This is a genomic window from Stenotrophomonas sp. PUT21 (genome assembly GCF_052232875.1).
GTDB classification, from domain to species: Bacteria; Pseudomonadota; Gammaproteobacteria; order Xanthomonadales; family Xanthomonadaceae; genus Stenotrophomonas; species Stenotrophomonas maltophilia_N.
In genome coordinates, this window is the sequence record NZ_CP197645.1 from 254049 (window position 1) to 277512 (window position 23464).

Annotated in this window: 19 protein-coding genes; all 19 read left to right on the forward strand. The window is 68.6% G+C overall.

Annotated elements, in window-relative coordinates; translation table 11 throughout:
* The first annotated feature begins 19 nt into the window (after nt 1–19).
* Complete coding sequence (gene xpsF, locus ACTT2I_RS01115) at nt 20–1240, forward strand: type II secretion system protein XpsF (protein WP_421100219.1); 1221 nt, start codon at nt 20–22, stop codon at nt 1238–1240.
* Between the two features lie 48 nt (nt 1241–1288).
* Nucleotides 1289–1720 (forward strand): type II secretion system major pseudopilin GspG, encoded by a 432-nt coding sequence (gene gspG, locus ACTT2I_RS01120; RefSeq protein ID WP_019182542.1) that lies wholly within the window; start codon nt 1289–1291, stop codon nt 1718–1720.
* Between the two features lie 24 nt (nt 1721–1744).
* A complete protein-coding gene (xpsH, locus tag ACTT2I_RS01125) occupies nt 1745–2230 on the forward strand; it encodes a type II secretion system protein XpsH (protein ID WP_421100218.1) in 486 nt (161 codons plus the stop codon).
* The gene (xpsI, locus tag ACTT2I_RS01130; protein WP_421100217.1) at nt 2227–2643 is read left to right on the forward strand and encodes a type II secretion system protein XpsI; all 417 of its coding nucleotides are present in this window, start codon (nt 2227–2229) and stop codon (nt 2641–2643) included. The genes xpsH and xpsI overlap by 4 nt, the downstream gene beginning before the upstream one ends.
* The gene (locus ACTT2I_RS01135) at nt 2640–3278 is read left to right on the forward strand and encodes a type II secretion system protein J (protein ID WP_421100216.1); all 639 of its coding nucleotides are present in this window, start codon (nt 2640–2642) and stop codon (nt 3276–3278) included. Before xpsI ends, ACTT2I_RS01135 begins: the two co-directional genes overlap by 4 nt.
* Nucleotides 3275–4138 (forward strand): general secretion pathway protein GspK, encoded by an 864-nt coding sequence (locus ACTT2I_RS01140; RefSeq protein ID WP_421100215.1) that lies wholly within the window; start codon nt 3275–3277, stop codon nt 4136–4138. Before ACTT2I_RS01135 ends, ACTT2I_RS01140 begins: the two co-directional genes overlap by 4 nt.
* Nucleotides 4135–5283, forward strand: coding sequence for a PilN domain-containing protein (locus ACTT2I_RS01145; RefSeq protein WP_421100214.1), 1149 nt, complete (start codon nt 4135–4137; stop codon nt 5281–5283). Before ACTT2I_RS01140 ends, ACTT2I_RS01145 begins: the two co-directional genes overlap by 4 nt.
* Entirely contained in the window at nt 5258–6001 is a 744-nt protein-coding gene (gene gspM, locus ACTT2I_RS01150) for a type II secretion system protein GspM (protein ID WP_421100213.1), read from the forward strand. Before ACTT2I_RS01145 ends, gspM begins: the two co-directional genes overlap by 26 nt.
* The gene (locus ACTT2I_RS01155; RefSeq protein WP_421100212.1) at nt 5991–6782 is read left to right on the forward strand and encodes a hypothetical protein; all 792 of its coding nucleotides are present in this window, start codon (nt 5991–5993) and stop codon (nt 6780–6782) included. The genes gspM and ACTT2I_RS01155 overlap by 11 nt, the downstream gene beginning before the upstream one ends.
* Before the next feature lie 9 nt (nt 6783–6791).
* Nucleotides 6792–8990, forward strand: coding sequence for a type II secretion system secretin GspD (gene gspD, locus ACTT2I_RS01160; protein WP_443096759.1), 2199 nt, complete (start codon nt 6792–6794; stop codon nt 8988–8990).
* A 115-nt stretch (nt 8991–9105) separates the two neighbouring features.
* Nucleotides 9106–9972 (forward strand): glycosyltransferase family 2 protein, encoded by an 867-nt coding sequence (locus ACTT2I_RS01165; RefSeq protein WP_088433927.1) that lies wholly within the window; start codon nt 9106–9108, stop codon nt 9970–9972.
* A complete protein-coding gene (locus tag ACTT2I_RS01170; protein ID WP_421100210.1) occupies nt 9969–10805 on the forward strand; it encodes a glycosyltransferase family 2 protein in 837 nt (278 codons plus the stop codon). The genes ACTT2I_RS01165 and ACTT2I_RS01170 overlap by 4 nt, the downstream gene beginning before the upstream one ends.
* Nucleotides 10806–10914: 109 nt before the next feature.
* On the forward strand, nt 10915–12093 hold the full coding sequence (pncB, locus tag ACTT2I_RS01175) for a nicotinate phosphoribosyltransferase (protein WP_421100209.1): 1179 nt from the start codon (nt 10915–10917) through the stop codon (nt 12091–12093).
* Between the two features lie 243 nt (nt 12094–12336).
* Complete coding sequence (gene bcsD / locus ACTT2I_RS01180) at nt 12337–12795, forward strand: cellulose biosynthesis protein BcsD (RefSeq protein WP_253247724.1); 459 nt, start codon at nt 12337–12339, stop codon at nt 12793–12795.
* 24 nt (nt 12796–12819) lie between these two features.
* On the forward strand, nt 12820–13179 hold the full coding sequence (locus ACTT2I_RS01185) for a hypothetical protein (RefSeq protein WP_421100208.1): 360 nt from the start codon (nt 12820–12822) through the stop codon (nt 13177–13179).
* Between the two features lie 99 nt (nt 13180–13278).
* On the forward strand, nt 13279–15429 hold the full coding sequence (bcsA, locus tag ACTT2I_RS01190; protein ID WP_421100207.1) for a UDP-forming cellulose synthase catalytic subunit: 2151 nt from the start codon (nt 13279–13281) through the stop codon (nt 15427–15429).
* The gene (bcsB, locus tag ACTT2I_RS01195; RefSeq protein WP_421100206.1) at nt 15426–17771 is read left to right on the forward strand and encodes a cellulose biosynthesis cyclic di-GMP-binding regulatory protein BcsB; all 2346 of its coding nucleotides are present in this window, start codon (nt 15426–15428) and stop codon (nt 17769–17771) included. The genes bcsA and bcsB overlap by 4 nt, the downstream gene beginning before the upstream one ends.
* A gap of 2 nt (nt 17772–17773) precedes the next feature.
* A complete protein-coding gene (gene bcsZ / locus ACTT2I_RS01200) occupies nt 17774–18937 on the forward strand; it encodes a cellulose synthase complex periplasmic endoglucanase BcsZ (RefSeq protein WP_421100205.1) in 1164 nt (387 codons plus the stop codon).
* Entirely contained in the window at nt 18919–23400 is a 4482-nt protein-coding gene (locus ACTT2I_RS01205; protein WP_421100204.1) for a cellulose biosynthesis protein BcsC, read from the forward strand. The genes bcsZ and ACTT2I_RS01205 overlap by 19 nt, the downstream gene beginning before the upstream one ends.
* Nucleotides 23401–23464 lie beyond the last annotated feature (64 nt).

Below are 23464 nucleotides of genomic sequence, written 5' to 3' on the forward strand. Positions count from 1 at the left end.
ACCGGGTGGGCGACTGAGCATGCCCCAGTACCGCTACAAGGCACTGAACGCCCACGGCGAACTGTTCGATGGCCAGATGGAGGCGGCCAGCGAGGCCGAGGTGGCCGCGCGCCTGCAGGACCAGGGGCACATGCCGATGGAAGCACGGCTTGCCAGCGAAGGTGTCGCAGGGGCATCGACCTGGATGGCGCTGCTGCGCCGCAAGCCGTTCGACGGCGGGGCGCTGGTGCAGTTCACCCAGCAGCTGGCCACGCTGCTCGGCGCCGGCCAGCCGCTGGATCGCGCGCTGAGCATCCTGCTGGAGCTGCCCGAAGACGAGCGCACGCGCCGGGTCATCACCGACATCCGCGACATCGTGCGCGGCGGCGCGCCGCTCTCGACCGCGCTGGAACGCCAGCACGGATTGTTCTCGCGGCTGTACATCAACATGGTGCGTGCCGGTGAAGCCGGTGGCAGCCTGCACGACACCCTGCAGCGGCTGTCGGATTACCTGGAGCGCAGCGCCGAGCTGAAAGGGCGCGTGATCAACGCGCTGATCTATCCGGCGATCCTGCTCGCGGTGGTGGGTGGCGCACTGCTGTTCCTGCTCGGCTATGTGGTGCCGCAGTTCGCGCTGATGTACGAGAGCCTGGATGTCGCGCTGCCGTGGTTCACCCAGTGGGTGCTCACCGCCGGGCTGGTCGTGCGCGAAGGCTGGCTCATCATGATCGTGGTGCCGGCCGTGGCCGCACTGGTGGTGGAGCGGCGGCTGCGGCAACCAGCCACGCGCCTGGCCGTGGATAGCTGGCTGCTGCAGCGCAAAGGCATCGGCCCGTTGCTGGGCAAGCTGGAAACCGCGCGTCTGGCCCGCACCCTGGGCACATTGCTGCGCAACGGGGTGCCGCTGCTGTCCGGCCTGGGCATCGCGCGCAACGTGTTGAGCAACCGCGCGCTGGCGGCCGATGTGGATGCCGCCAGCGACGAGGTCAAGAACGGCAACGGGCTGTCGGCATCGTTGTCGCGTGGCAAGCGTTTTCCGCGCCTGGCACTGCAGATGATCCAGGTCGGCGAGGAATCCGGCGCGCTGGATACGATGCTGCTCAAGACCGCCGATACGTTCGAGCAGGAAAGCGCCCGCGCAATCGACCGTCTGCTGTCGGCACTGGTGCCGGTGATCACCCTGGTGCTGGCCTCGGTGGTCGGCCTGGTGATCGTGGCCGTGCTGGTGCCGCTGTACGACCTGACCAATGCCATCGGCTGACCGGCCGCTGGTCAATACCCCTATGTTTCGATGCAAGGAGCCCGCCACATGCAACGCCGCCGCCTGACCCGCTTCTCTTCCGCGCGCCACCAGTCCGGCATGAGCCTGCTGGAAATCATCATCGTCATCGTGCTGATCGGCGCGGTGCTGACCCTGGTCGGCAGCCGTGTGCTTGGCGGCGCCGACCGCGGCAAGGCCAACATCGCCAAGGCGCAGGTGCAGACCATGGCCGGCAAGATCGACAACTACCAGCTCGATACCGGCAAGCTGCCGGCCAAGCTGGAGGATCTGGTCACCCAGCCCAGCGGCAGCGCGGGCTGGCTCGGGCCGTATGCCAAGCCGGCCGACCTCAACGACCCGTGGGGCCATGCGCTGGAATACCGCGTGCCGGGCGAAGGTCAGCCGTATGACCTGATCAGCCTCGGCAAGGACGGCAAGGTGGGTGGCAGCAGTTACGACGCGGACATCCGGTACGAGTAATCGGCAGTGGGAGCACTGTGGCCCATGCCAGGCAGACCGCCGCGCCGCGTGCCCACGGGCGCGCATGCGCGTGGTCTGTCGTTGCTGGAAATGCTGCTGGTGGTCGCGCTGATCGCGATCATCGGGGTGGTCACCGCCACCGCGATGAACGGCGGCATCGATGGCATGCGCCTGCGCAACGCCGGCAAGGAGATCGCCAGCCAGCTGCGCTACACGCGCACCCAGGCCATCGCCACCGGGCAGACTCAGCGTTTTCTGATCGACCCACGCCAACGCACGTGGCAGGCCGCCAACGGCCGCCACGGGCAGATTCCCGCCGCGCTGGACGTGCGGTTCCGCGGCGCCGGCCAGCTCAGCACTGCGCCCGGGCAGGGGGCGATCGCCTTCTTCGCCGACGGCGCCGCCAGTGGCGGCAGCATCGACCTGAGCACGCGCGGTGCAGTGTGGGAGATCCACGTGGGCTGGATCACCGGCGAAGTCCGCGCCGGCCCGCGCCGGGAGGGACGATGAAGCGCCAGCGTGGGTATTCGCTGCTGGAGGTGATCATCGCCTTCGCGCTGCTGGCGTTGGCGTTGACGCTGTTGCTGGGCAGTCTGTCCGGCGCGGCGCGCCAGGTCGGGCAGGCCGATGTGCGCAGCCGCGCGACGCTGTATGCGCAGTCACTGCTGGCCAGCACCGGTGTGGAGGCCCCGTTGCAGGAGGGCAGCACGCAGGGCGAGTGGGAGCAGGGCAGGTACCGCTGGCAGCTGCAGGTGGCGCCGTATCAGGAACCACGCAACACCACGGGGCCGGTGACGCAGGACGTCGGCGGGCCGACCCTGGCGCAGATCACCCTGCAGGTGCGCTGGGGCCCGGGCAATGGCGAGCAGCTGCAGTGGCGCAGCCTGCGCCTGTTGCCGCCGGTACCGGGCGCGCCGCGATGACATTACGCGTCCGCCGTGCCCGCGGCTTCACCCTGATCGAGATCCTGCTGGCGACTGCGTTGCTGGTCGGTGGCCTCGCGCTGGCCTTCGCCACCGTGCGCTCGGCCATGGCGATCAGCCAGCGTGGCGAACGCATGGCCGCACAGAACGAGCGCATGCGCGCGGTCGAAGGCTTCCTGCGCCGGCGTTTGTCGACCGCGCTGGTGATTGCGACCTCGCCACCGGACCCGACCCGTGATCCGGTGTATTTCGTCGGCGAGCCGCAGCGCATGCTGTTTGTGTCCGATCTGCCGGGCTATCTCGGTCGCGGCGGGCCGTATGCGCATGAACTGCAGGTCCGCCGTGCCGGGGGGGCAGAGCAGTTGGAGGTCGCGTTGACCCTGCTGCAGAACGGCGAGGCGATCGACGAGAATCCGCCGCGCCCGCCGGAGATGCTGGCCGATCAGCTGCGCGAGGTGCGCTTCCGCTATCGCGGCACCGATCCGCGCACGGGCCAGCTGACACAGTGGCTGGACCGCTGGGACGACACCCGCCGTCTACCGCTGCTGGTCTCGATCGAGATCATGCCGCTGCAGGGACCGGCGTGGCCCCCGATGATCGCGGCGCTGCCGCCGGCCCGTGGGGATCGCCCATGAGGCCGGCGCGGGGTGCCGCACTGGTGCTGGTGCTGTGGATGATCGCCCTGCTGACCGCGGTGATCGGCGCGTTCGCGCTGAGCGCACGCGTGGAGCATATGCAGCAGCGCGTGATCGGCGACGATGCCATCGGCCAGGAGTACGCCCGTGCCGGCCTGGAATATGCGCTGCATCGGCTGCAGCCGCGTGCCGCCCAGCCGGCCTGGGTAGCCGATGGCCGCCGCTACCGGTGGACCTTCGATACGCGTCGGATCGATCTGACGATTCTTGACGAGAACGGCAAGATCAATCTGAATCTGGCCGACGTGAGCCTGCTCAGCGCATTCCTGCGCGCGATGGGAGAGGCGCCTGACCACGCCCAGCAGCTGGCCGGCGCTATCGTCGACTGGCGCGATGCCGACAGTCTCAAACAACCCGGTGGCGGCGCGGAGACGCCCGATTACGTCGCTGCGGGCCTTCCGTACGGCGCACGCAATGCGCGCTTCGAGACCGTGGGTGAACTGCAGCGCGTGCTCGGCATGGAGGCAGACCTGTATGCGCGGATCGAGCCGATGCTGACCCTGTACAGTCGCCAGGCACGCCCCGACCCGCGCTTTGCGGCGGGCCCGGTGCTGACGGCACTGGGGCTGGACGCTGAGCGCCTGCTGGCCGAGCGCGAACGTGCTGCCGCCGCTGATGAGGCCGGTTTGCCGGTCACGCCGCTTGCAGGTGGCAGTGGCACCTATAGTATCGAGAGTCGCGCCACGGACGAACGCGGCCGGGTATCGGTACTGCGCGCCGTGGTGAGGATGGGGTCGGCAGGCACGCCGGGAACGGCATACACAGTACTTCGCTGGGAACAGGGAATGGCAGCAAGATGACGGCATGGCGTGACAGTCTGGTGCGGGCCCGCGGGCGCTTGTCGCCCGGCGTGGGCAGCAGCCTGCGCTGGTGGCGGCAGTCGTTGCTGGCCTGGCTGCCGGTGCGGTGGCAATGGGCGATGGGGTGGTCGCGTTCGCGCCTGCTGTTGCAACGCGCAGGCGACGTTCTGCGGCTGCAGCGCCAGACCGGCGAGCAGATCGAGGCGATCGCCGAGCTGCCGTGGCCGGTAGCGCCAGCCGCGCTGGAGGGTGTGCTGGACGCGCGCCTGCGCAGCCTGCCCCGGCACTGGCTGCTCCCCGCCGGGAGCGTGCTGCGCCGTCCGCTGCGCTTGCCCGCGGCGGCCGCCGAACGGCTGCGCGATGTGGTCGGTTTTGAAATCGATCGGCAGACGCCCTTCGATGCCAGCCAGGTCAGCTATGACGTGCGCGAGCTCGGGGCCTTGCCGGATGGTCAGCTGCAGGTCGAGCTGGTGGTGATCCCGCGCGCGCAGCTGGAGCAGTGGGCGCTGCAGGCCGGGCCGTGGGCGCAGGCGGTGGCCGGCGTCGATGCAGTGGATGCCACGGGTCAGCCGCTGGACGTCAATCTGCTTCCGATCGGGCAGCGGCAGCCGTATCGCGACCCGATGGCGCGCTGGAACTGGCTCCTGGCCGTGGGCGCGATCGTGCTGCTCGCGCTGGCCGGCCATCAACTCCTGGACAACCGCCAGGCGGCGGCCGACCAGCTGCGCACGCAGGTGGATGACGCCGCGCGTGATGCGCGCCGGGTCGCGGCCGAGCGACAACAGTTGCAGAGCTTGGTCGAAGGCGCTGCGTTCCTGGAGGGCAAGCGCGCCGAGCATGCCAGTACCGTTGAGCTGTGGAACGAGCTGACCCGCCTGCTGCCCGATGGCACTTACCTGGAAAAACTCTCCATCGAAGGCAACACGCTGCAGTTGATCGGGCTCAGCCGCGAAGCCTCGCAACTGGTGCCGCTGCTGCAGGACTCGCCGTTGTGGCGCAAGGTCAACCTGACCGGCGTGCTGCAGGCTGATGGAGCGACCAGCGGCCGCGACCGCTTCACGCTCACCGCAGAGCTGCAGCCGCTGCCCGGTGCGACGCCCCCTGCCAAGGAGGTTGCCGATGGCAGCACAACCGACGCGCCGTGATCGCTGGCTGGCGCTGGGGCTGCTGCTGGCGGTGATCGCCGTGGCCTACCTGCTGCTCGTGCATCCGTGGTTGACCCGCCCACTGCTGGCGATCAACGCCGACATCACCGCCGTGCAGGAACGCCAGCAGCGCGTGGAGGCGCAGCTGGCGCAGCGCGGGCAGATCGCCACGCAGCTGCGCGAGGTACAGGCGGCGCTCGAGGGCCGCCCCGGCTTCCTGCGCGAGGCCACGGCCGAATCGGCCGCTGCTGCGCTCTCCAGCCGTCTGCAGGATGCGGTGGCGTCCGCCAGCCCGGGCAATCGCAGCTGCACGATCAGCAACCGCACCCCGCTGCCCGATACCAACCGCGAGCCGGCCTTCCCGCGCGTGGCACTGCAGGTGCGTCTGCGCTGCGGGGTGCCCGAGATGGCGGCCGTACTGCACACGCTGGAGACCGGCAGCCCGCGCCTGTTCGTGGACAACCTCAACCTGCTTGCGCAGCGCTTCCAGCAATCGCCCAGCGAAACCGGCACCGGCCTGGATGTCTCGTTTGAACTGGTCGGCTATCTGCGCCCCGGCGCCGCGCTGGAGCCCGGAACTCCTGCCCCGGCACCCCTGGCGCTGCCGGCCGAGCAGAATGCCGGGCAGCATTCCGACCCGGGCACGGCGCCGCCCAGCGATGCGGCCGAACCGGCGCCTGCACCCGACGCTGCCGAGGAGGTCGAGCATGAAGCTTGAAGCAGCCGGCCTGCGCACGTGGTGGCTGGGAGGCATCGCCCTGTGGGCGTTGGCGATCTGGATTGCCACGTTGTTCGGCCTTGGCGGCCGCATCGCACCGGCCACGCATGGCGATGCCGGTCCTGCGCCGTTGCCCAGCCTAGCGCCTGCCGCACCGGAGCGCATGGCCTCGGCCAGCACCTATGCACAGATCGGCGCGCGCCCGCTGTTTGCCGAAGACCGCCAACCGCGGCCCTATCTGCTCGGCGGCAGCGAGCAGGGCGCCGCCAGCAGCGTCTCGCTGACCGGGGTGCTGCTGACTCCCGGCTTCGGCATGGCGATCCTGACCACCGATCAGCGCCAGTCGCTGCGGTTGCGTTTGAATGGTGAAGCGGTGAACGGGTGGCAACTGCTGGCGCTGGAACCGCGCCGCGCCACCGTCAGCGGCCCCGGTGGCACGCAGGTCCTGGAATTGCCGGTGTTCAATGGGCAGGGCGGTGAACCACCCACGGTGCTGGGCGCTACGCCGCTCACCACGGTTCCCCCGGCCGGGGCCGGTGCCCGTCCGATCAATGGCGCAGCCGTACCGATGCCCGTCCCACCGCCGTCCGCACCCCCTGCGCCCCAGGCAGGGACGCCGTCGAATGCGGCGGCTCCTGCGCAGAACGCGCAGGGCCCCAGCGAAGACCAGATGAAGGCGATCCGCGAGCGCATCCAGGCGCGTCGCCAGCAATTGCAGCAGCAACAGCAACAGCAGCAGTCGCAGCAACCGCCCGCGGGCGGCTCCGGCCAAAACCCTTAGAGTGACAGCATGACCCTGCGCCTTTTTCCCGTCTCGTTCCTTGTCGCCCTGCTGGTGGGCTGCACCACCGTGCCTGCGCCGGAGGTGCGCCGTGATGCAGTCCTCGGCAGTCACCAGGTGGTCGCCGGCGATGGGTCCCGCGAGGGCATCGACGCCGAGCCGTTGGGCAGCAGCGGCACGCCGCAGGCGGTGATACGCCGCGGCACCGGGACCATGATCAACCGCAGTGCGGCCGCCGCCCCGCAGCCGTCGCTGGGCAATGCCTCCACCGGCAATGCCACCTTCAATTTCGAAGGCGAATCGGTGCATGCGGTGGTCAAGGCGATCCTCGGTGACTTCCTCGGCCAGAACTATGTGATTGCGCCGGGCGTGCAGGGCACCGTGACCCTGGCTACGCCCAAGCCGGTCTCCTCGGCGCAGGCGTTGAACCTGCTGGAAATGGTGCTGGGCTGGAACAACGCGCGGATGGTCTACAGCGCAGGCCGCTACAACATCGTGCCCGCCGACCAGGCACTGGCCGGGACGGTTTCGCCGAGCACCGCCTCGCCGGCCAACGCGCGCGGCTTCGAGGTACGCGTGGTGCCGCTGCAGTACATCTCGGCCACCGAAATGAAGAAGGTGCTGGAGCCGTACGCGCGCCCGAATGCCATCGTCAACGTCGACAACGGCCGCAACGTGATCACCCTCGGCGGCACCCGCAGCGAGCTGGAGAACTACCTGCGCACGGTGGAGATCTTCGATGTGGACTGGCTTTCGGGCATGTCCGTGGGGGTGTTCCCGATCCAGTCCGGCAAGGCCGAGCAGGTCGCCGCCGATCTGGAAAAAGTGTTTGGTGAGGAGAGCAAAACCCCCAGCGCCGGCATGTTCCGCTTCCTGCCGTTGGAGAATGCCAACGCGGTGCTGGTGATCACCCCGCAGGTGCGTTACCTGGATCAGATCCAGCAATGGCTGGACCGCATCGATACCGCTGGCGGCAGCGCCCGGCTGTTCTCCTACGAGCTGCGTTACGTCAAGGCCAAGGACCTGGCCGAGCGACTGGCCGAGGCCTTTGCCAACGAGAACGGCCGCAGCGGCCGTAGCAGCAGCGCGTTGGCGCCCGGTGCCTCGCCGATGGACCTCGGCAGCCGTGATGGCAACAGCAGCAACAACAATTTCTCCAATAGCGGCAGCAGCAATGGGAGCAGTCGCGGCGGGCTTGGCGATGGCACGATGAGCCTGCCACAGCGCCAGTCCGGCAACGCCAGCTTCAGCCTGGAAGTGCAGGGCGATACGGTCGGCGTTTCGGCAGTGGAGGAAACCAACACCTTGCTGGTGCGCTCCACGCCGCAGGCCTGGCGCTCGATCCGCGAAGTGATCGAAAAGCTCGATGTGATGCCGATGCAGGTCCACATCGAAGCGCAGGTGGCCGAGGTCGCGCTGACCGGTGACCTCAGCTACGGCGTGAACTGGTTCTTCGAACAGGCCGTGACCACCGGCAAGACCGAGAGCGGCATCGACCTGCCCAGCGCGCTGGGCCGATCGATCTGGGGCAGCATCTCCGGCACCGTGGGCAACGACGGCGTGGGCTGGACCTTCCTCGGCAAGAACGCGGCCGCCGTGGTCAGCGCGCTGGACAAAGTCAGCAACCTGCGGTTGCTGCAGACACCGTCGCTGTTCGTGCGCAACAACGCCGAAGCTACCCTCAACGTGGGCACCCAGATCCCGATCAACTCGGTCTCGGTCAATACCGGCATCGGCGGCGACAACACCTACAGCCAGGTCCAGTACCTGGATACCGGCGTGATCCTCAAGGTGCGCCCGCGGATCACCCGCGATGGCGTGGTCTTCCTGGACATCGTGCAGGAGGTGAGCTCGGCCGGCGCGATCCCCAGCGGCTGCGACCCGACCCGCACCACCTGCAACCCGCCGATCAATACCCGCAAGATCTCCACTGAAGCGGCGGTGCAGAGTGGCGACACCATCATGCTCGCAGGGTTGATCACCAACTCCGATGACGATGGTGCCAACGGCGTGCCTGGCCTGAGCAGGATCCCGGTCATCGGCGCGCTGTTCGGCAGCAAGACGAAGAAGTCCGGGCGTTCCGAAGTGATCGTGCTGCTGACCCCGACCATCGTGCGCAACGCGCAGGAGTCGCGAAACCTGACCGACGAGTACAGCAGCCGCTTCCGCGCGATGGAGCCGTTCCCCGAGCACAAGGGCAAGCGCTGAGGGTGGCCCGGCCCCTGCTGTCACCGCAGGGGCCGATCTTGTTACGCTGGCCGCGCCCAAGGGAGCCTGCGATGACACAGCGACACGGCGAAGACGGCAGTACGCAGAGGTCCCCATGAGCACGGTCATCCTGCTGCCGATCGGGGTCGACGATGCCGCCCTGGACCGTTGCCTGGCCGCGCTCGATGCCGGTACCGCGCCAGGCACGGCGATCTGGCTGGCCGATGATGGGCAGGCCGGGCCGCGTGCCCAGGCCGTGATCGAGCACTGGCTCACGCACACGCCGCTGCAGGCCGAGTACACCCGCCGCGCCCGGGCCATCGGCGAAATCGCCCATCTGGATGAAATGCTGACCGCGTGCGCCGGCGCCGATGTGGTGGTGCTGGCACCGGACGCGATCCCGGCCCCGGGGTGGCTGCAGCAGTTGGAGGCCTGCCTGGCGCGCGACGCCTCGATCGGCTCGGCCACGCCATGGTGCAATGCTGGCGAGACGGCGGCCTGGCCGCGCCTGGGCGAGATCAATCCGCTGCCCGATGACCTGGATCTGGCCCCGTTGGCGCAGGCCTGCGCGGCGATGCCGCCACTGCATCCCGAGCTGCCCTCGGCGGTCACGCATGCCGTCATGCTGCGTGGCAATGCGCGACGCAAGGCCGGCGGGCTGGACATGCACAGCTATGCTTCGTGGAATGCGGCGCTGATCGACCTGAGCCTGCGCATGGCCGGGCTCGGCTGGCGCAACGCGCTGTGCGAGAGCGCCTTTATCGCCCGCGTCGCCGAAGGGCTGACCGGCGAAGGCGACATGGAGGCGCTGGCCACGCGCTGGCCGGGCTGGCCGCCACGGTTGGCCGGCTTCCTGATGGCCGATCCCCTGCAGCAGGCGCGCCACGACCTCCAGCAGCATCACCGGCAGGCGATAATGCCCAAGGCGCAGGGCGATCTGTTCGCGCCCCCTGTCACTGCTGCCCCGGAGTCGCCCGCTTGAGCCCTGCCATCGCCGCCATCATCGTCAGCTACCAGAGCGCCAGCACGCTGGATGCCTGCCTGCTGCGCCTGCGCGAGGCGCGCGACATCGCCGAGATCCGCGTGGTCGACAACGATTCCACCGATGGCACCCTGGAGATCGTGCAGCGCCATGCCAGCGCCGACCCGCGGGTGCGCTTCATCGCCAATCCGGACAACCCCGGCTTTGCTGCGGCCAACAACCAGGGCGTGGCCGACAGCCAAGCGCCGTGGCTGGCCTTCATCAATCCGGACCTGATGGTCGGCCCGGATACCCTGGCCCTGTTGCGCGAACGCGCGCTGCCGCTGGGTGACTGCCTGCTGGGGGTCGAGCAGGTGGACGAGGATGGCCGCCCCGACGATGCAGTGCGCCGCCGCGATCCGGATTTCGCCGCGATGCTGCGCAGCCCCGGGCAGGGCGGCAAGCTGGCCATCCCGGTGGACCGCAGCCAGCCACTGCAGGTCGTGCCGGCCCTGTCCGGGGCCTTGCTGCTGATGCCGCGGGCGCTGTTCGACCGGATCGGTGGCTGGGATGCGGGCTACCGCCTGCACGCCGAGGATCTGGACCTGTGCCGCCGCGCACGCGAGGCCGGCGCGGTGATCGCGATCGCCAACGACCTGCAGGTCACCCATGTGCGCGGTGTCTCCAGCCGCTCGCGGCCGTTCTTCGTGGAATGGCACAAGCACCGCGGGTTGTGGCGGTACTTCCGGAAATTCGAGGCAGCGCAGCGTGCGTGGCCGGTGCGCTGCGCGGTATGGGGCGCAATCTGGGCGCATGCGCTGGTGCAGGTCCCGCGCCTGCTCCGCCGCCGCTAGATGCCCGCGCACCCGGGTCCGCACCGGGGGCGATACGTGCCGTGAACGCATTCCACGCCGAGCCCGTCGGCCGTTGGTCGTACACGGTGGCAGGCGCATAATCCTCAGCATGATCATCCAGTCCCTGCTCGACACCGACCTGTACAAATTCACCATGATGCAGGCGGTGCTGCATCAGTACCCCGGCGCGCAGGTGCAGTACCGGTTCAAGTGCCGGACCCCGGGCATCGACCTGGCGCAGTTCATCGACCAGATCAACGCCGAGATCGATCACCTGTGCAGCCTGCGCTTCAGCGCCGAAGAGCTGGACTACGTGCGCGGCCTGCGCTTCGTCAAACCGGATTTCGCCGATTTCCTCGGCCTGTTCCACCTGGACCGCAAGTACATCGCGCTGCGCCCCTCGACCACCGTCGCGGACGAGATCGACCTGGACATCACCGGTCCGTGGCTGCACACCATCCTGTTCGAGGTGCCGCTGCTGGCGATCATCAACGAGGTCTGGTTCCGCAACACCACCGATTCGGACTTCAGCGAGGGCGAGCGCCGCCTGCAGGCCAAGACCGCGCTGCTGCGCGATACCCCGGGGTTCGAACTGTGCCGGATCGCCGATTACGGCAGCCGCCGCCGTTACTCGCGCGAGTGGCACGGGCGCATGCTGCCGATGCTGCGCGACGCGCTGGGCGCGCAGTTCGTGGGCACCAGCAACGTGCATTTCGCCCGCCTGTACGGCATGACCCCGCACGGCACCATGGCCCACGAGTACCTGCAGGCCTTCCAGGCGCTGGGCCCGCGGCTGCGCGATTCGCAGGTGGCCGCGCTGGAATCCTGGGCACGCGAGTACCGCGGTGACCTGGGCATCGCGCTGTCGGATGTGGTCGGGCTGGAGGCCTTCCTGCGCGACTTCGACATGTACTTCTGCAAGCTGTTCGACGGCGTCCGGCACGATTCCGGTGACCCCTTCACCTGGGGCGACCGGATGCTGGCGCACTTCCACAGCCGCCGCGTGGACCCACGCAGCAAGGTGCTGGTCTTCAGCGACGGGCTGAACATCGAAAAGGTCATGCAGCTGTTCGACTACTTCCGCGGCCGCTGCCAGGTCGCCTTCGGGGTCGGCACGCACCTGACCAACGACCTGGGGCCGACGCCGCTCAACATCGTCATCAAGATGGTCCGCTGCAACGGCCAGCCGGTCGCCAAGCTGAGCGATTCGCCGGGCAAGAGCATGTGTGATGACCCCGGGTATCTGGCGTATCTGCGGCAGGTGTTCGAGTTGCCGGCCGAGGGCTGAGTGGCGTCACGGCCGGCTCCACCCGCCGCGCCGTCACACTTTACCCCGCGCGCTCCACGTGTTTCGTTCAGCATGGCGGGTGGGGGTGACGCGGCGGGTCAGGAAGCGACGCAGGGCGCTCGCTATGCAGGAAAGCCAGATGTGCCACAATATTGTGAGGCGTAGTTCACACTTTTGACCGACATCGATGCCGGTAACTGCCCGTATACCGCCTCTGCATCGTGGTTCGTCTAGGCTTTCCAGATGAATTCATCAGCATTGCTTGATTACTACCGTGCCCACGCGTGCTCTCGTCAGTGGCGCGGCTTCCTGCTCGCGCTCTGCGAAGAGTTCGACAGTGCGCTGCCCGATGCCGAGCTGTCTCGGCTGATGGCGCGCATCGGTGAGCGCTTCGGCCGTGATCATGCGCTGCCGGCGGCCGCCACGCTGGAGGAACTGCAGCATGCGGCCAACGCCGTGTGGTCGGCGACGGAATGGGGACAGGTCGTATTCGAGGAAGCGCCCGAGCAGGTGCGCATCCATCACGCCGCCTCGCCGTTGTCGGCGGTACTCGGCGCCCGCGCCGGCTGGGATACCGGGTTTCTGGAAGGTGTGTACCGGCAGTGGTTCCGCGCCGCCGGGATGATGTCGGTGCTGGATGTGCGCTATCTGCAGAGCGATCATCCCGATGTAGCCACGTACACGCTCTCGCGTGTGTTCTGAATCTCTCCCCCTTTCGATGGTGCCATGAGCAAGCTTCAGCAACCTGCCGATTCAGAGAGCCACGACGACGTGGCCGGTCTCTTCAACCGCCTGGGTGACCGCGATGACACGCGGGCTTACCGGGATTTCTCCCACAGCCAGTCCCGCGTCAGCACGGTGGTCAAGCCGCGCGACGAGACACCGCCGCCGATTCCAGCCGTGGTAGCGCCGCCGGTGGTCAATGCCGCAGCGGTGACCGCGCCGGTGCAGACGACCCCGGTGGAGACGCCGGTCAGCGCCGCACCGGCGCAGAAGACACCGCTGGAGCAGTTGTTCCAGCGCCTGGCGGGCGCGCGCAGCGCAACGCCGGGGCACAGCCCGCTGAGCCGGTTGCGGCAGGGTTGAAACGTAGCCGGTGATCGTCCCTCGCGCCTCCCGGGGCGGGGCGACGGGGCCGGCTGATGCAAGGGGATGCCGCTGCAAGCGGCCGTGTTGGGGAACATCATGAGCAAGTCTTCCACCCCGAGAGGGGATGCCGTTCTGGCCCGCCTGGCGCTGCTTGCGCTGGCGGTCGGCGGTGCCATGCTGCTGGCCTTCGTGGTCACAGTTCCGATGGAGATCGGCCAGCAGTTCCTGTTCTCGGCCGTGGTGTTCCTGATCGCCCTGTGCCTGCGCAACCGCGAGAACCGGTTGATCCCGCTGGTGCTGATGGGCCTGTCGCTGGTGATGTCCACGCGCTACATGTACTGGCGCCTGACCGACACCATGGGCATGAGCAGCTTCGTGGATTTGACCCTGGGCCTTGGCCTGGTGGCGGCCGAGGTGTACTCGTTCATCGTGCTGGTGCTGGGCTACTTCCAGGTGGCCTGGCCGCTGCACCGCAAGCCGATGCCGCTGCCCGAGGACCAGTCGTTGTGGCCCAGCGTGGATGTCTTCATCCCCACCTACAACGAACCGCTCTCGGTGGTGCGCACCACGGTGCTGGCGGCGACCGTGCTGGACTGGCCCGCCGACAAGCTCAACATCTACCTGCTCGATGACGGCCGCCGCGAAGAATTCCGTGAATTCTGCGAAGAGGTCGGGGTGCAGTACATCACCCGGACCAACAACAACCACGCCAAGGCCGGCAACATCAACGCGGCGCTGAAGAAGACCACGGGCGACTACGTGGCCATCTTCGACTGCGACCACATGCCGACCCGCTCGTTCCTGCAGATGTCGATGGGCTGGTTCCTGCACGACGAGAAGATGGCGGTGGTGCAGACCCCGCATTACTTCTTCTCCGCGGATCCGTTCGAGCGCAACCTGGGCAACTTCGGCCGCGTGCCCAACGAGGGCGAATTGTTCTACGGGCTGCTGCAGGATGGCAACGATCAGTGGAACGCCACCTTCTTCTGTGGCTCCTGCGCGGTGATCAAGCGCGGCCCGCTGGAAGAGGTGGGCGGTGTGGCGATCGAGACGGTGACCGAGGATGCGCACACCGCGATCCGCCTGCACCGTGCCGGCTACCGCAGCGCCTACATCCCGGTGCCGCAGGCCGCTGGCCTGGCCACCGAAAGCCTCTCGGCCCACGTCGGCCAGCGCATCCGCTGGGCGCGTGGCATGGCGCAGATCCTGCGGGTGGACAACCCGATGTTCGGCAAGGGCCTGAGCTTCGTGCAGCGGCTCTGCTACACCAACGCGATGTTGCACTTCTTCTATGGCCTGCCGCGGATCATCTTCCTGACCGCGCCGCTGGCCTTCCTGTTTTTCGGTGCGCACGTCATCCACGCCTCGGCGCTGATGATCCTGGCCTACGCGCTGCCGCACATCGTGATGGCCAACCTGACCAACCTGCGCGTGCAGGGCAAGCACCGCCATCTGCTGTGGAACGAGGTGTACGAGACCACGCTGGCCTGGTACATCCTGCGCCCGACGTTGATGGCGGTGATCAACCCCAAGCTCGGCAAGTTCAACGTCACCGCCAAGGGCGGCCTGGTGCAGCGCAGCTACTTCGATGCACAGATTGCCCGCCCGTACCTGTTGCTGCTGCTGTTGAACCTGGCCGGCGTGATCGCCGGCATCGTACGGATGGTGATGGCCGAGACCAGCGGCGAGGTCAATACGATCTGGTTGAACCTGGGTTGGACCGTTTACAACATGATCATGCTGGGCGCGGTGATCGCCACCTCCAGCGAACAGCGCCAGATCCGCCGCGCGCACCGCGTGCCGCTCAACATGCGCGCCGTGCTGCACCTGCCCGATGGGCAGGCATTACCGTGTCGCACGCTGAATTTCTCCACCGGTGGCATGGCGATCCGCCTGGACCAGTCCCAGCCGGTGCAGCCGGGCACGCGCGTGGAGGTCGAGCTGGCCCATCGCCAACGCAGCCAGCGCTTGCCGGCCGAAGTACGGCATGACCGCGACGACCAGGGCATCAGCATCCAGTTCGGTGAGCTCACCCTGGAACAGGAGCGCTGGCTGGTCACCTCCACCTTCGCCCGCGCCGATATCTGGGTGAAGCTGTGGGGTCGCCACGACCGCGACACCTTCCTGCGTTCCACCACCGACGTCCTCAAGGCCAGCATGCGCGGCTTCCACCGCCTGGGCCAGTTCGTTTTCGCGGGCGGCCGCAAGGATGCCCCCACGCCGCCGCGCACCGGAGATTCCGCATGACCCGTCGTCACCGTTCCCTGTTCCGCCCGGTGCGCCTGCCGCGCCCGTCCGCCGCAGCGGTGGCGTTCACCCTGACTTTGCTGTGCGGGGCCGTCTACGCGCAGAGCCCGCCCGTGCCCACGACGGCAGCGGCCGCTGAACCGATGGCCGCACCTGCCGACGCCGCGCCCGCCGCCGTGCTGCCCACCGCCCCGGCCGCGGGGACCCGGCAGAGCCGCTCCACACTCAAGCAGCTCGGCATCGATTACGAGATCACCCTGCGCGGCATCCAGGGTACGGCCGGCGTGCCGTTCTCGATCCGCAACGACCAGGTGGTGGATCGGGCCTTGCTGCACCTGAAGTACAGCTATTCGCCCGCGCTGCTGCCGGACCTGTCTCACCTGAAGGTGACCGTCAACGACGTCACCGTGGCGACCCTGCCGACCCCGGTCGACCAGGCCGGGCGGATGATCGAGCGCGATATCGATATCGATCCGCGCATGATCATCGACTACAACCGGATCAACCTGCAGTTGATCGGCCACTACACGCGCGAGTGCGAAGATCCCGATCACACCAGTCTGTGGGCGAACATCGACAGCGCCAGCTACCTGGAGCTGGGTTGGGCGCCGCTGCAGCTGACCAATGATCTGTCGCTGCTGCCGGTACCGTTCTTCGATGCCCGCGACACCAACCGGCTGGAACTGCCGTTCGTGTTCACCGGGCAGCCGGGGCAGGGCCTGCTGCAGTCGGCCGGCATCGTGTCGTCGTGGTTCGGCGCGCTGGCCGGTTACCGCGGTGCGCTGTTCCCCGCGTCGATCGACACCGTGCCGCTGGAAGGCAACGCAGTGGTCGTGGCCACCCCGCGCAATCCGCCTGCCGGTCTGGTGCTGCCCGACATCAGCGGGCCGACCCTGGCTGTGATTGCCAACCCGAATGATGCCAACGGCAAGCTGCTGCTGGTGCTCGGCCGCGACGATGGCGAACTGCGCATCGCCGCTACCGCACTGACCCTGGGCGCGCCGCTGTCCGGCCCGACCGCGAGCATCGGCGACTTCAAGGAGATCGCGCCGCGCAAGCCGTACGACGCGCCGAACTGGATTCCCAGCGATCGGCCCGTGCGCGTGTCCGAACTGGTGCGGCAGACCAGCGAGTTGAACGTGGTTGGCTACCACCCGGACCTGATCCGGATCGGCCTGCAGCTGCCGCCGGACCTGTTCGTGTGGCGCCGCGACGGCATTCCGCTGGACCTGCGCTACCGCTATACGCTGCCCGAAGGGGCGGACAAGTCGGCGCTGAACATCAGCATCAACGATGCCTTCGTTACCACGCTGCCATTGAACGGTCGACCGGCACCGCGTTCGGTGTCGGACATGCTGTGGAACAAGCTCAAGGCACCGGGTGCGATGCCGATCCAGCAGAAGGTGATGCTGCCCACCGGGCCGTTCTCGTCCAACAGCCAGCTGCGCTTCCACTTCTTCTTCGACCGCCCGCAGGCGGCCGAGTGCAAGAACACCTTCCCGGATGTCTCCGCGGCGATCGATGGCGACACCAGCATCGACCTGAGCGGTTTCGACCACTACATGGCGATGCCCAACCTGGCCGCCTTCGGCAATGCCGGGTATCCGTTCACGCGCCTGGCCGATCTGTCCGAGACGGTGCTGGTTCTGCCGGACAACCCCAACGCCGATGATGTCGGCAACGTGTTGACCCTGCTCGGCCGCATGGGCGCCTCGACCGGTTATCCCGCACTGCGCAACCGCATCATCGCCGCGCGCCAGGTTGGCGAGCATGCCGACCAGGATCTGGTGGTGCTCGGCTCGCGCCGCAGCCAGCCGCTGTTCGGCGAATGGGCCGCGCACCTGCCGATCGGCGAGGCGGGGCAGTCACGCCGTGTCCAGCTCTCGGACTGGGTATTCGAACGCATGCCCTCGTTCCTGTCGCCGGATGCGCGCCGCACCGATCTGCCGACCACCGCCGAAGTCTCCGTGCGCCCGGATGCCGGTGACGTCGTACTGATGGGCTTCGAGTCGCCGCTACGCAAGGGTCGCAGCGTGATCGCGGTGATGGCCGACGACCCGGCCCAGGTGAACCGCCTGTTTGAAGCGTGGTTCGATCCGGACCGCCTGCGCGATTTCCAGGGCAGTGTGGTGCTGCTGCAGAAGGACAAAGTGCGCAGCCTCGCCGGTAACCAGAGTTACTACGTCGGTCACCTGCCGCCGCTGACCTGGCTGCGCTGGTATTTCTCGCAGAGCCCGCTGCTCCTGGGGGCGTTCGTCGGCCTGGCCTGCCTGTTGCTGGCGCTGATCGCGCGGTGGCTGCTCAAGCGCAATGCCAAGGCCCGCATCGGGATGTCCGGCTGAGCATGCGCGACCCGTCCGTCCCCGTGCTGGCGCCCGCGCGCCGGCGCTTTCTGCAGGCGATGGCGGCGGCCGGTGCCGCCGCCGTGCTGCCGCTCACTGCCCTGGCACAGGCCTGCGGCACGCCTTGGCGCGAGTGGCGCGCGTTTGTCGATCGGCATATCGAGCCGGACGGCCGCGTGGTCGATCATCTCAATACCGACCTGCGCAGCACCTCCGAATCGCAGTCCTACGGGTTGTTCTTCGCCCTGGTGGACAATGATCCGATCCTGTTTGATCGGATTCTGGCCTGGACCCGCCGCCATCTCTGCCGTGGCCGTGCCGATCTCAATCTGCCGGCGTGGCTGTGGGGCCGGGCCGCCGATGGCCAGTTCCGCGTGCTCGATACCAACACCGCCTCCGACGGTGAGCTGTGGATCGCCTACGCACTGCTTGAAGCCGGACGGTTGTGGAACCGCCCCGGCCTGGTCGAAGCCGGCCGGCAGACGCTGGCGCTGATGCGTACGGCCGAAGTCGTCGAGCTGCCCGGCTTCGGACCGATGCTGCTGCCAGGAAACCGCGGCTTCGTCCATGCCGACCGCTGGACGCTCAACCCCAGCTACCTGCCGCTGTTCGTGCTGCGCCGCTTTGCCGCCGTTGATGCGCGCGGCCCGTGGGCGCGGCTGGCCGAACGCAGCGTGGCGATGACGCGGGCCAGTGCACCGGTTGGTTTCGCGCCGGACTGGATCGCCTGGAACGGCAAGGCCTTCGTGGTCGACCCGGGCAAAGGCGCGAACGGCAGCTACGATGCCATCCGCTGCTATCTGTGGGCGGGGATGACCGATCCGGCCGATCCATTGCGGCGCACGCTGCTGGACGGCTTGTCCGGCCCGGCATCCCTGCTGCGTGCACAGACCGGCTTTGCCGAGAAGATCGATACGCGTCGCGGCGTCGGCACCGGCGCACCGTCGCCGGGCTTTGCCGCTGCGCTGCTGCCCTACCTCAGTGCCCTCGGGCAGCCCGCGCTGGCCAAGGCGCAGCTGGCACGGATTCCCGCGGCCGGCACCCTCAACTATTACGATCGTGCCCTGGTGCTGTTCGGCAAGGGCTGGATGGATCGCCGCTACCGTTTTTCTGCCGATGGGCGACTGCTGCCCGCGTGGAGTTCGCCATGTTCCGCAAGACCCTGACCCCCCTTTGCCTGGTCGGCCTGTGTGTGTTGACCGTGCCGGCCTTCGCGCAGAACGCGTCGTCGACGCAGCAGCTGGTCAGCCAGGGCAATTACTGGCAGGACCAGGGCCGTGAGGATCTGGCGGCCGATGCCTGGCGCAAACTGCTGGCGACCGATCCCAACCAGGCCGACGCACTGCTCGGCCTGGGCCTGATCGACCTCAACCAGGGCCGCCGTGCCGAGGCGCAGAAGCGACTGCAGCAACTGCAGGCACGTCATCCGTCCTCGGCGCAGACCACGCGCCTGCGCATGGCGCTCGGCGGTGGCGGTGGTGGCAACCAGCTGCAGACCGCGCGTCGCGCGGCGGCGGCCGGTCGCTATGTCGAAGCGGTGCGCGCCTACGACGAAGCGTTCGGTGCGGGCGGCCCGCCCAATGATCTGGCGCTGGAGTACTACCAGGTGCTGGCCGGCACGCCGGAAGGCTGGACGCGTGCGCGCGATGGCCTGCGCCGCATCGCCACCGGCAACAACAACCCGGCCAAGCTCGCGCTGGCGCAGGTGCTGACCTACCGCGAGCCGACCCGCCGCGAAGGCATCGCCCAGCTGCGCACGCTCAGCCAGGCCAACGACACCGCCGGCCCCGCACGCGCGGCCTGGCGCCAGGCGCTGCTGTGGCTCAACGCCACCACCGCCGATGCGCCGCTGTACCAGGCCTTCCTGGAGGTGGTGCCGAATGACCGCGAGGTGGCGGCCAAGCAGGCGCAGCTGCGCGAACAGGCCATCGCCAACCGCCCGGTGCCGCAGGACCCGAACCAGCGACTGCTGGGCGAAGGCTTCCGTGCTTTGGACGGCAACAACCTGGCCCAGGCTGAAGCCCGTTTCGCCCAGGTGCTGCGCGCGCGTCCGCGCGATGCCGAGGCACTCGGTGGCCTGGGCTCGGTGCGCCTGCGCCAGGAGCGCTTTGGCGAGGCCAATGAACTGCTGCGCCCGGCGGCTGCGATCAACGGCAAGTGGCGCAGCGCGGCAGATGCCGCGCGCTACTGGCTGACCCTGCAGGAGGTGCGTCGCCAGCCCGGCGCCGATGCCATCACCCGCGTGCAGCAGGTCATCGCGCTGCAGCCCAAAGAACCGGCCGGCTATGTCGCGCTGGCCGACCTGCAGAGTGGCAGCGATCCGGCTGCGGCTGAACGCAGCTACCGCAAGGCGCTGGAACTGGATGCCGGCAACGCCGGCGCCCTGCAGGGCCTGGTCGGTCTGCTGGGTCGCCTGGGCCGCGCCGATGAGGCGGCCGCGCTGTTCGACCGCCTGACCCCGGCCCAGCAGGAAAGCGCCGGTGGCCAGTCCGTGCTGCGCGCCAACCTGGCCCGTGCCCGCGCGCAGCAGGCGCTGGCCGAGGGCAGCATCGAGATGGCGCAGATCGAGCTGGAAGATGCATTGCTGGTACAGCCGCGTGATCCATGGCTGCGGTTGGAACTGGCGCGGCTGTACAAGCGTGCCGGCCGCCCCGACCAGGCCAACGGCGTGATCGAAGGCCTGCGCGCGCTGGATGACAGCTCGGCGACCTCGCTGTATGCCCAGGCCCTGTTCGCGCAGGAAAACAGCGATTGGCCGCGCGCGTATGCGCTGCTCGAACGCATTCCCGCCGCCTCGCGCGATTCGGAAATGACCGCCCTGCACGACACCGCTTGGGTGCAGGTGCAGGCCGCCCAGGCCCGTTCCCTCATGCAGCGCCAGCGCAGTGGGGAAGCGCAGCTCCTGCTGGCCCGCGCCGAAGCCGCCCTTGGCGACCGGGTCAAGAACCCGGCCATCGTGGCCGCGTTGGCCGGTGCCTACGCCGACATCGGCAGCCAGCAGCGCGCGCTGGTGCTCGCGCAGCGCCTGATCGAAGGCGGCTCGCCCAGCGTGGACAACCGCCTGGAATATGCCTCGGTGCTGCTGCGCGCAGGTCGTGATGGTGAGGTCGCCGCGATTCTGCGCCAGCTGGCCGATGTGCCATTGTCGGCCAGCCAGCAGACCCGGTTGAACGATCTGCGCAGCGGCTACGTGCTGCGCCAGGTCGATGCGCTGCGCGAGCTCGGCAATCTCGAAGGTGCATACGCGGTATTGGCCCCGGCGTTGGCCGAGCGCCCGCAGGATCCGCGCAACATCGCTGCCCTGGCACGGCTGTATGCCGCCGCGGGAGACAACGGCCAGGCGTTGGCGTTGTACCAGCAGCAGCTGCAGCTGGCCCCGGGCGATCTGGATGCGATGGTCGCCGCTGCCGGCAGTGCCGCGGCGATGCGCGACATGGACCTGGCCGAACAGTATCTGGAGCGCGCGCTCAAACAGGCGCCGCAGTCGCCGGATGTGTTGGCCGCCGCAGGACGTGTGTATCGCGCCGCGGGCAAGAACCGCCGCGCCGAAAGCTACTTCCGTGCCTCCCTGGCCGCTGCCGCGAAGGGCAGTGGCCAGCTCGACAACGGCTACCCGCAGGCCAGCACCGCGATGCTGGCAAGCGGTGGCAGCTTCAACCCGTTCGCCGGTCTCAACCGTGGCGGTGGCACCCGCACCGCGGCGCTGCGCGATGGTGGCCTGCCGTTGCCGACCGCGGCCGCACGTCTGGCTGCCGAACCGCTGCCGATGGATGCAGCGCCGTCGATGGGCATGAGCACGGGACTGGCGGGCGTCACCCCGGTGATCGATGCCGATGGCCTGCCCGAACCGGTCATGGCCACGGCCGCCGCCAGTGGCGGGGTCGCCCTGCCGTTGCCGGTGCCAGGCTCGCGCCAGGTGCCGAGCCAGGCGAGCGTGCCGCGCGCGTCGCGCAACACCGCGCTTGGCCCGCTGCCACCGGCCACCACTGGCAATGGCGTGCTTGATGAACTGCGCGCGCTCAAGGCCGAGAACAGCAGCAGCCTGGCCGTGGGCGCGGCGTATCGCACCCGTGCGGGCGAAGCGGGCATGGGGCAGCTCGACGACCTGCAGGTGCCGCTGGAAGGGCAGTTCGCGGTGGGCGACGGCAAGCTCAAGGTGGCCATCACCCCGACCGTGCTCGATGCGGGGCGCCCGGATCCCGAGTACACCAGCGCCAGCCGCTTCGGTGGTGGCCCGCAGGCCGCCCTGGCCGGGGCGCTGGCCGCGGACCGCACGCCGGTCGATGATCTGGTTGGCTCGTCGCTGTACCAGACGCTGTTGACCCGTGGCGAAAGCAACGCGACCCGCAATCTGATCTACGACCGCGCGCTGGACAACGGCCGCTACCAGGAACTGTTCAACCAGACCGACGGTTCGCTCACCCAGGCAGAACGTGCCGCTGCCGCACGTGCGCTGCTGTTCGCTGATCCACTGCCGAGCTACATCCTCAGCCGTGATCTGGCCAACACCCCGATCAGCGACATCGCCACCCAGGTGCTGGGCAATGCCGGCCTGGTACGCGGGCTGAGCGCCGCCGAGCAGGCCCAGCTCAAAACGCTGGCCCAGGGCGGGGGTGGCTCGCAGACCCCGCAGGCGTTCCAGGACACTCTCTACGCGATGGTGGCCAACGCCGCCGGTGCGCGCCGAATGAGTTCTCAGGATGCCAGCGGTGCCGGCGTCTCGGTCGGCTACGAGCGCGGTGGTTTCCGTGCCGATGTCGGCAGCACGCCACTGGGCTTCGATGACACACAGATCGTCGGCGGCATTGGCTACCGCGGTCAGATCGGCGATGCGCTGACCTGGTCCGGCGAAGCCTCGCGCCGCGCGGTGACCGACAGCCTGCTGTCCTTCGCCGGTGTGGAAGATGCGCGCAGCGGCCTGCGCTGGGGCGGGGTGACCGCCAGCGGTGCCAAGCTCGCAGCGACGGTCGACAACGGCCAGCTTGGCGGCTACGCGAGCCTGTCCTGGCATCGCCTGGAAGGCGAGAACGTGGCCGACAATGATCGCCAGGAAGTGGGCGTGGGCGTCTACGTGCATGCCCTGGAAACCGACAACCAGTCGCTGACCGCCGGCCTGAACCTGACCGCGATGCAGTACGACCGCAACCTCAGTGGCTTCACCTATGGCCATGGCGGTTACTTCAGCCCGCAACGCTACGTGGATGTCGGCTTCCCGGTGCACTGGAACGGCCGCACCTCCAGCGGCCGCGTCGCGTGGCAGCTCGATACCAGCGTCGGCGTGCAACACTTCAAGGAAGACGCCGCGCCGTACTTCCCGACCGACCCGGCGATGCAGCAGGCCGCCTACGAGGCGGCCTCGATGGCCGCGCTGCTGGGTCTGACCACCGAGTACGTGGAACCGGTCTACACCGGCCAGACCAAGACCGGCGTGTCCTACAACCTCAGTGCCGCCGCCGAATGGCAGCTGTCTTCGCAGCTGTTCCTGGGCGGGCGCATGGAGTTCAACAATGCGCGCGATTACCGCCAGTTCGGTACCAGCCTGTACCTGCGCTTCCTGCTCGACCGGCTCGGCGCCGGGCTGGGCAAGCAGCCGCAGCCGCTGCGCTCGCCGTACGCCTCGGGTGAATGATCGCCGTCATGCGCTGATGACCGGCCCGCTGCCAGGCTTTACCTGGCCGCGGGCGTCCCGCAGG

Excerpts from the sequence above, each read along its gene's own strand:
- xpsF (WP_421100219.1), top strand. The coding sequence starts at position 20 with ATGCCCCAGTACCGCTACAAGGCACTGAACGCCCACGGCGAACTGTTC.
- gspG (WP_019182542.1), top strand. The coding sequence starts at position 1,289 with ATGCAACGCCGCCGCCTGACCCGCTTCTCTTCCGCGCGCCACCAGTCC.
- xpsH (WP_421100218.1), top strand. The coding sequence starts at position 1,745 with ATGCCAGGCAGACCGCCGCGCCGCGTGCCCACGGGCGCGCATGCGCGT.
- xpsI (WP_421100217.1), top strand. The coding sequence starts at position 2,227 with ATGAAGCGCCAGCGTGGGTATTCGCTGCTGGAGGTGATCATCGCCTTC.
- ACTT2I_RS01135 (WP_421100216.1), top strand. The coding sequence starts at position 2,640 with ATGACATTACGCGTCCGCCGTGCCCGCGGCTTCACCCTGATCGAGATC.
- ACTT2I_RS01140 (WP_421100215.1), top strand. The coding sequence starts at position 3,275 with ATGAGGCCGGCGCGGGGTGCCGCACTGGTGCTGGTGCTGTGGATGATC.
- ACTT2I_RS01145 (WP_421100214.1), top strand. The coding sequence starts at position 4,135 with ATGACGGCATGGCGTGACAGTCTGGTGCGGGCCCGCGGGCGCTTGTCG.
- gspM (WP_421100213.1), top strand. The coding sequence starts at position 5,258 with ATGGCAGCACAACCGACGCGCCGTGATCGCTGGCTGGCGCTGGGGCTG.
- ACTT2I_RS01155 (WP_421100212.1), top strand. The coding sequence starts at position 5,991 with ATGAAGCTTGAAGCAGCCGGCCTGCGCACGTGGTGGCTGGGAGGCATC.
- gspD (WP_443096759.1), top strand. The coding sequence starts at position 6,792 with ATGACCCTGCGCCTTTTTCCCGTCTCGTTCCTTGTCGCCCTGCTGGTG.
- ACTT2I_RS01165 (WP_088433927.1), top strand. The coding sequence starts at position 9,106 with ATGAGCACGGTCATCCTGCTGCCGATCGGGGTCGACGATGCCGCCCTG.
- pncB (WP_421100209.1), top strand. The coding sequence starts at position 10,915 with ATGATCATCCAGTCCCTGCTCGACACCGACCTGTACAAATTCACCATG.
- bcsD (WP_253247724.1), top strand. The coding sequence starts at position 12,337 with ATGAATTCATCAGCATTGCTTGATTACTACCGTGCCCACGCGTGCTCT.
- ACTT2I_RS01185 (WP_421100208.1), top strand. The coding sequence starts at position 12,820 with ATGAGCAAGCTTCAGCAACCTGCCGATTCAGAGAGCCACGACGACGTG.
- bcsA (WP_421100207.1), top strand. The coding sequence starts at position 13,279 with ATGAGCAAGTCTTCCACCCCGAGAGGGGATGCCGTTCTGGCCCGCCTG.
- bcsB (WP_421100206.1), top strand. The coding sequence starts at position 15,426 with ATGACCCGTCGTCACCGTTCCCTGTTCCGCCCGGTGCGCCTGCCGCGC.
- bcsZ (WP_421100205.1), top strand. The coding sequence starts at position 17,774 with ATGCGCGACCCGTCCGTCCCCGTGCTGGCGCCCGCGCGCCGGCGCTTT.
- ACTT2I_RS01205 (WP_421100204.1), top strand. The coding sequence starts at position 18,919 with ATGTTCCGCAAGACCCTGACCCCCCTTTGCCTGGTCGGCCTGTGTGTG.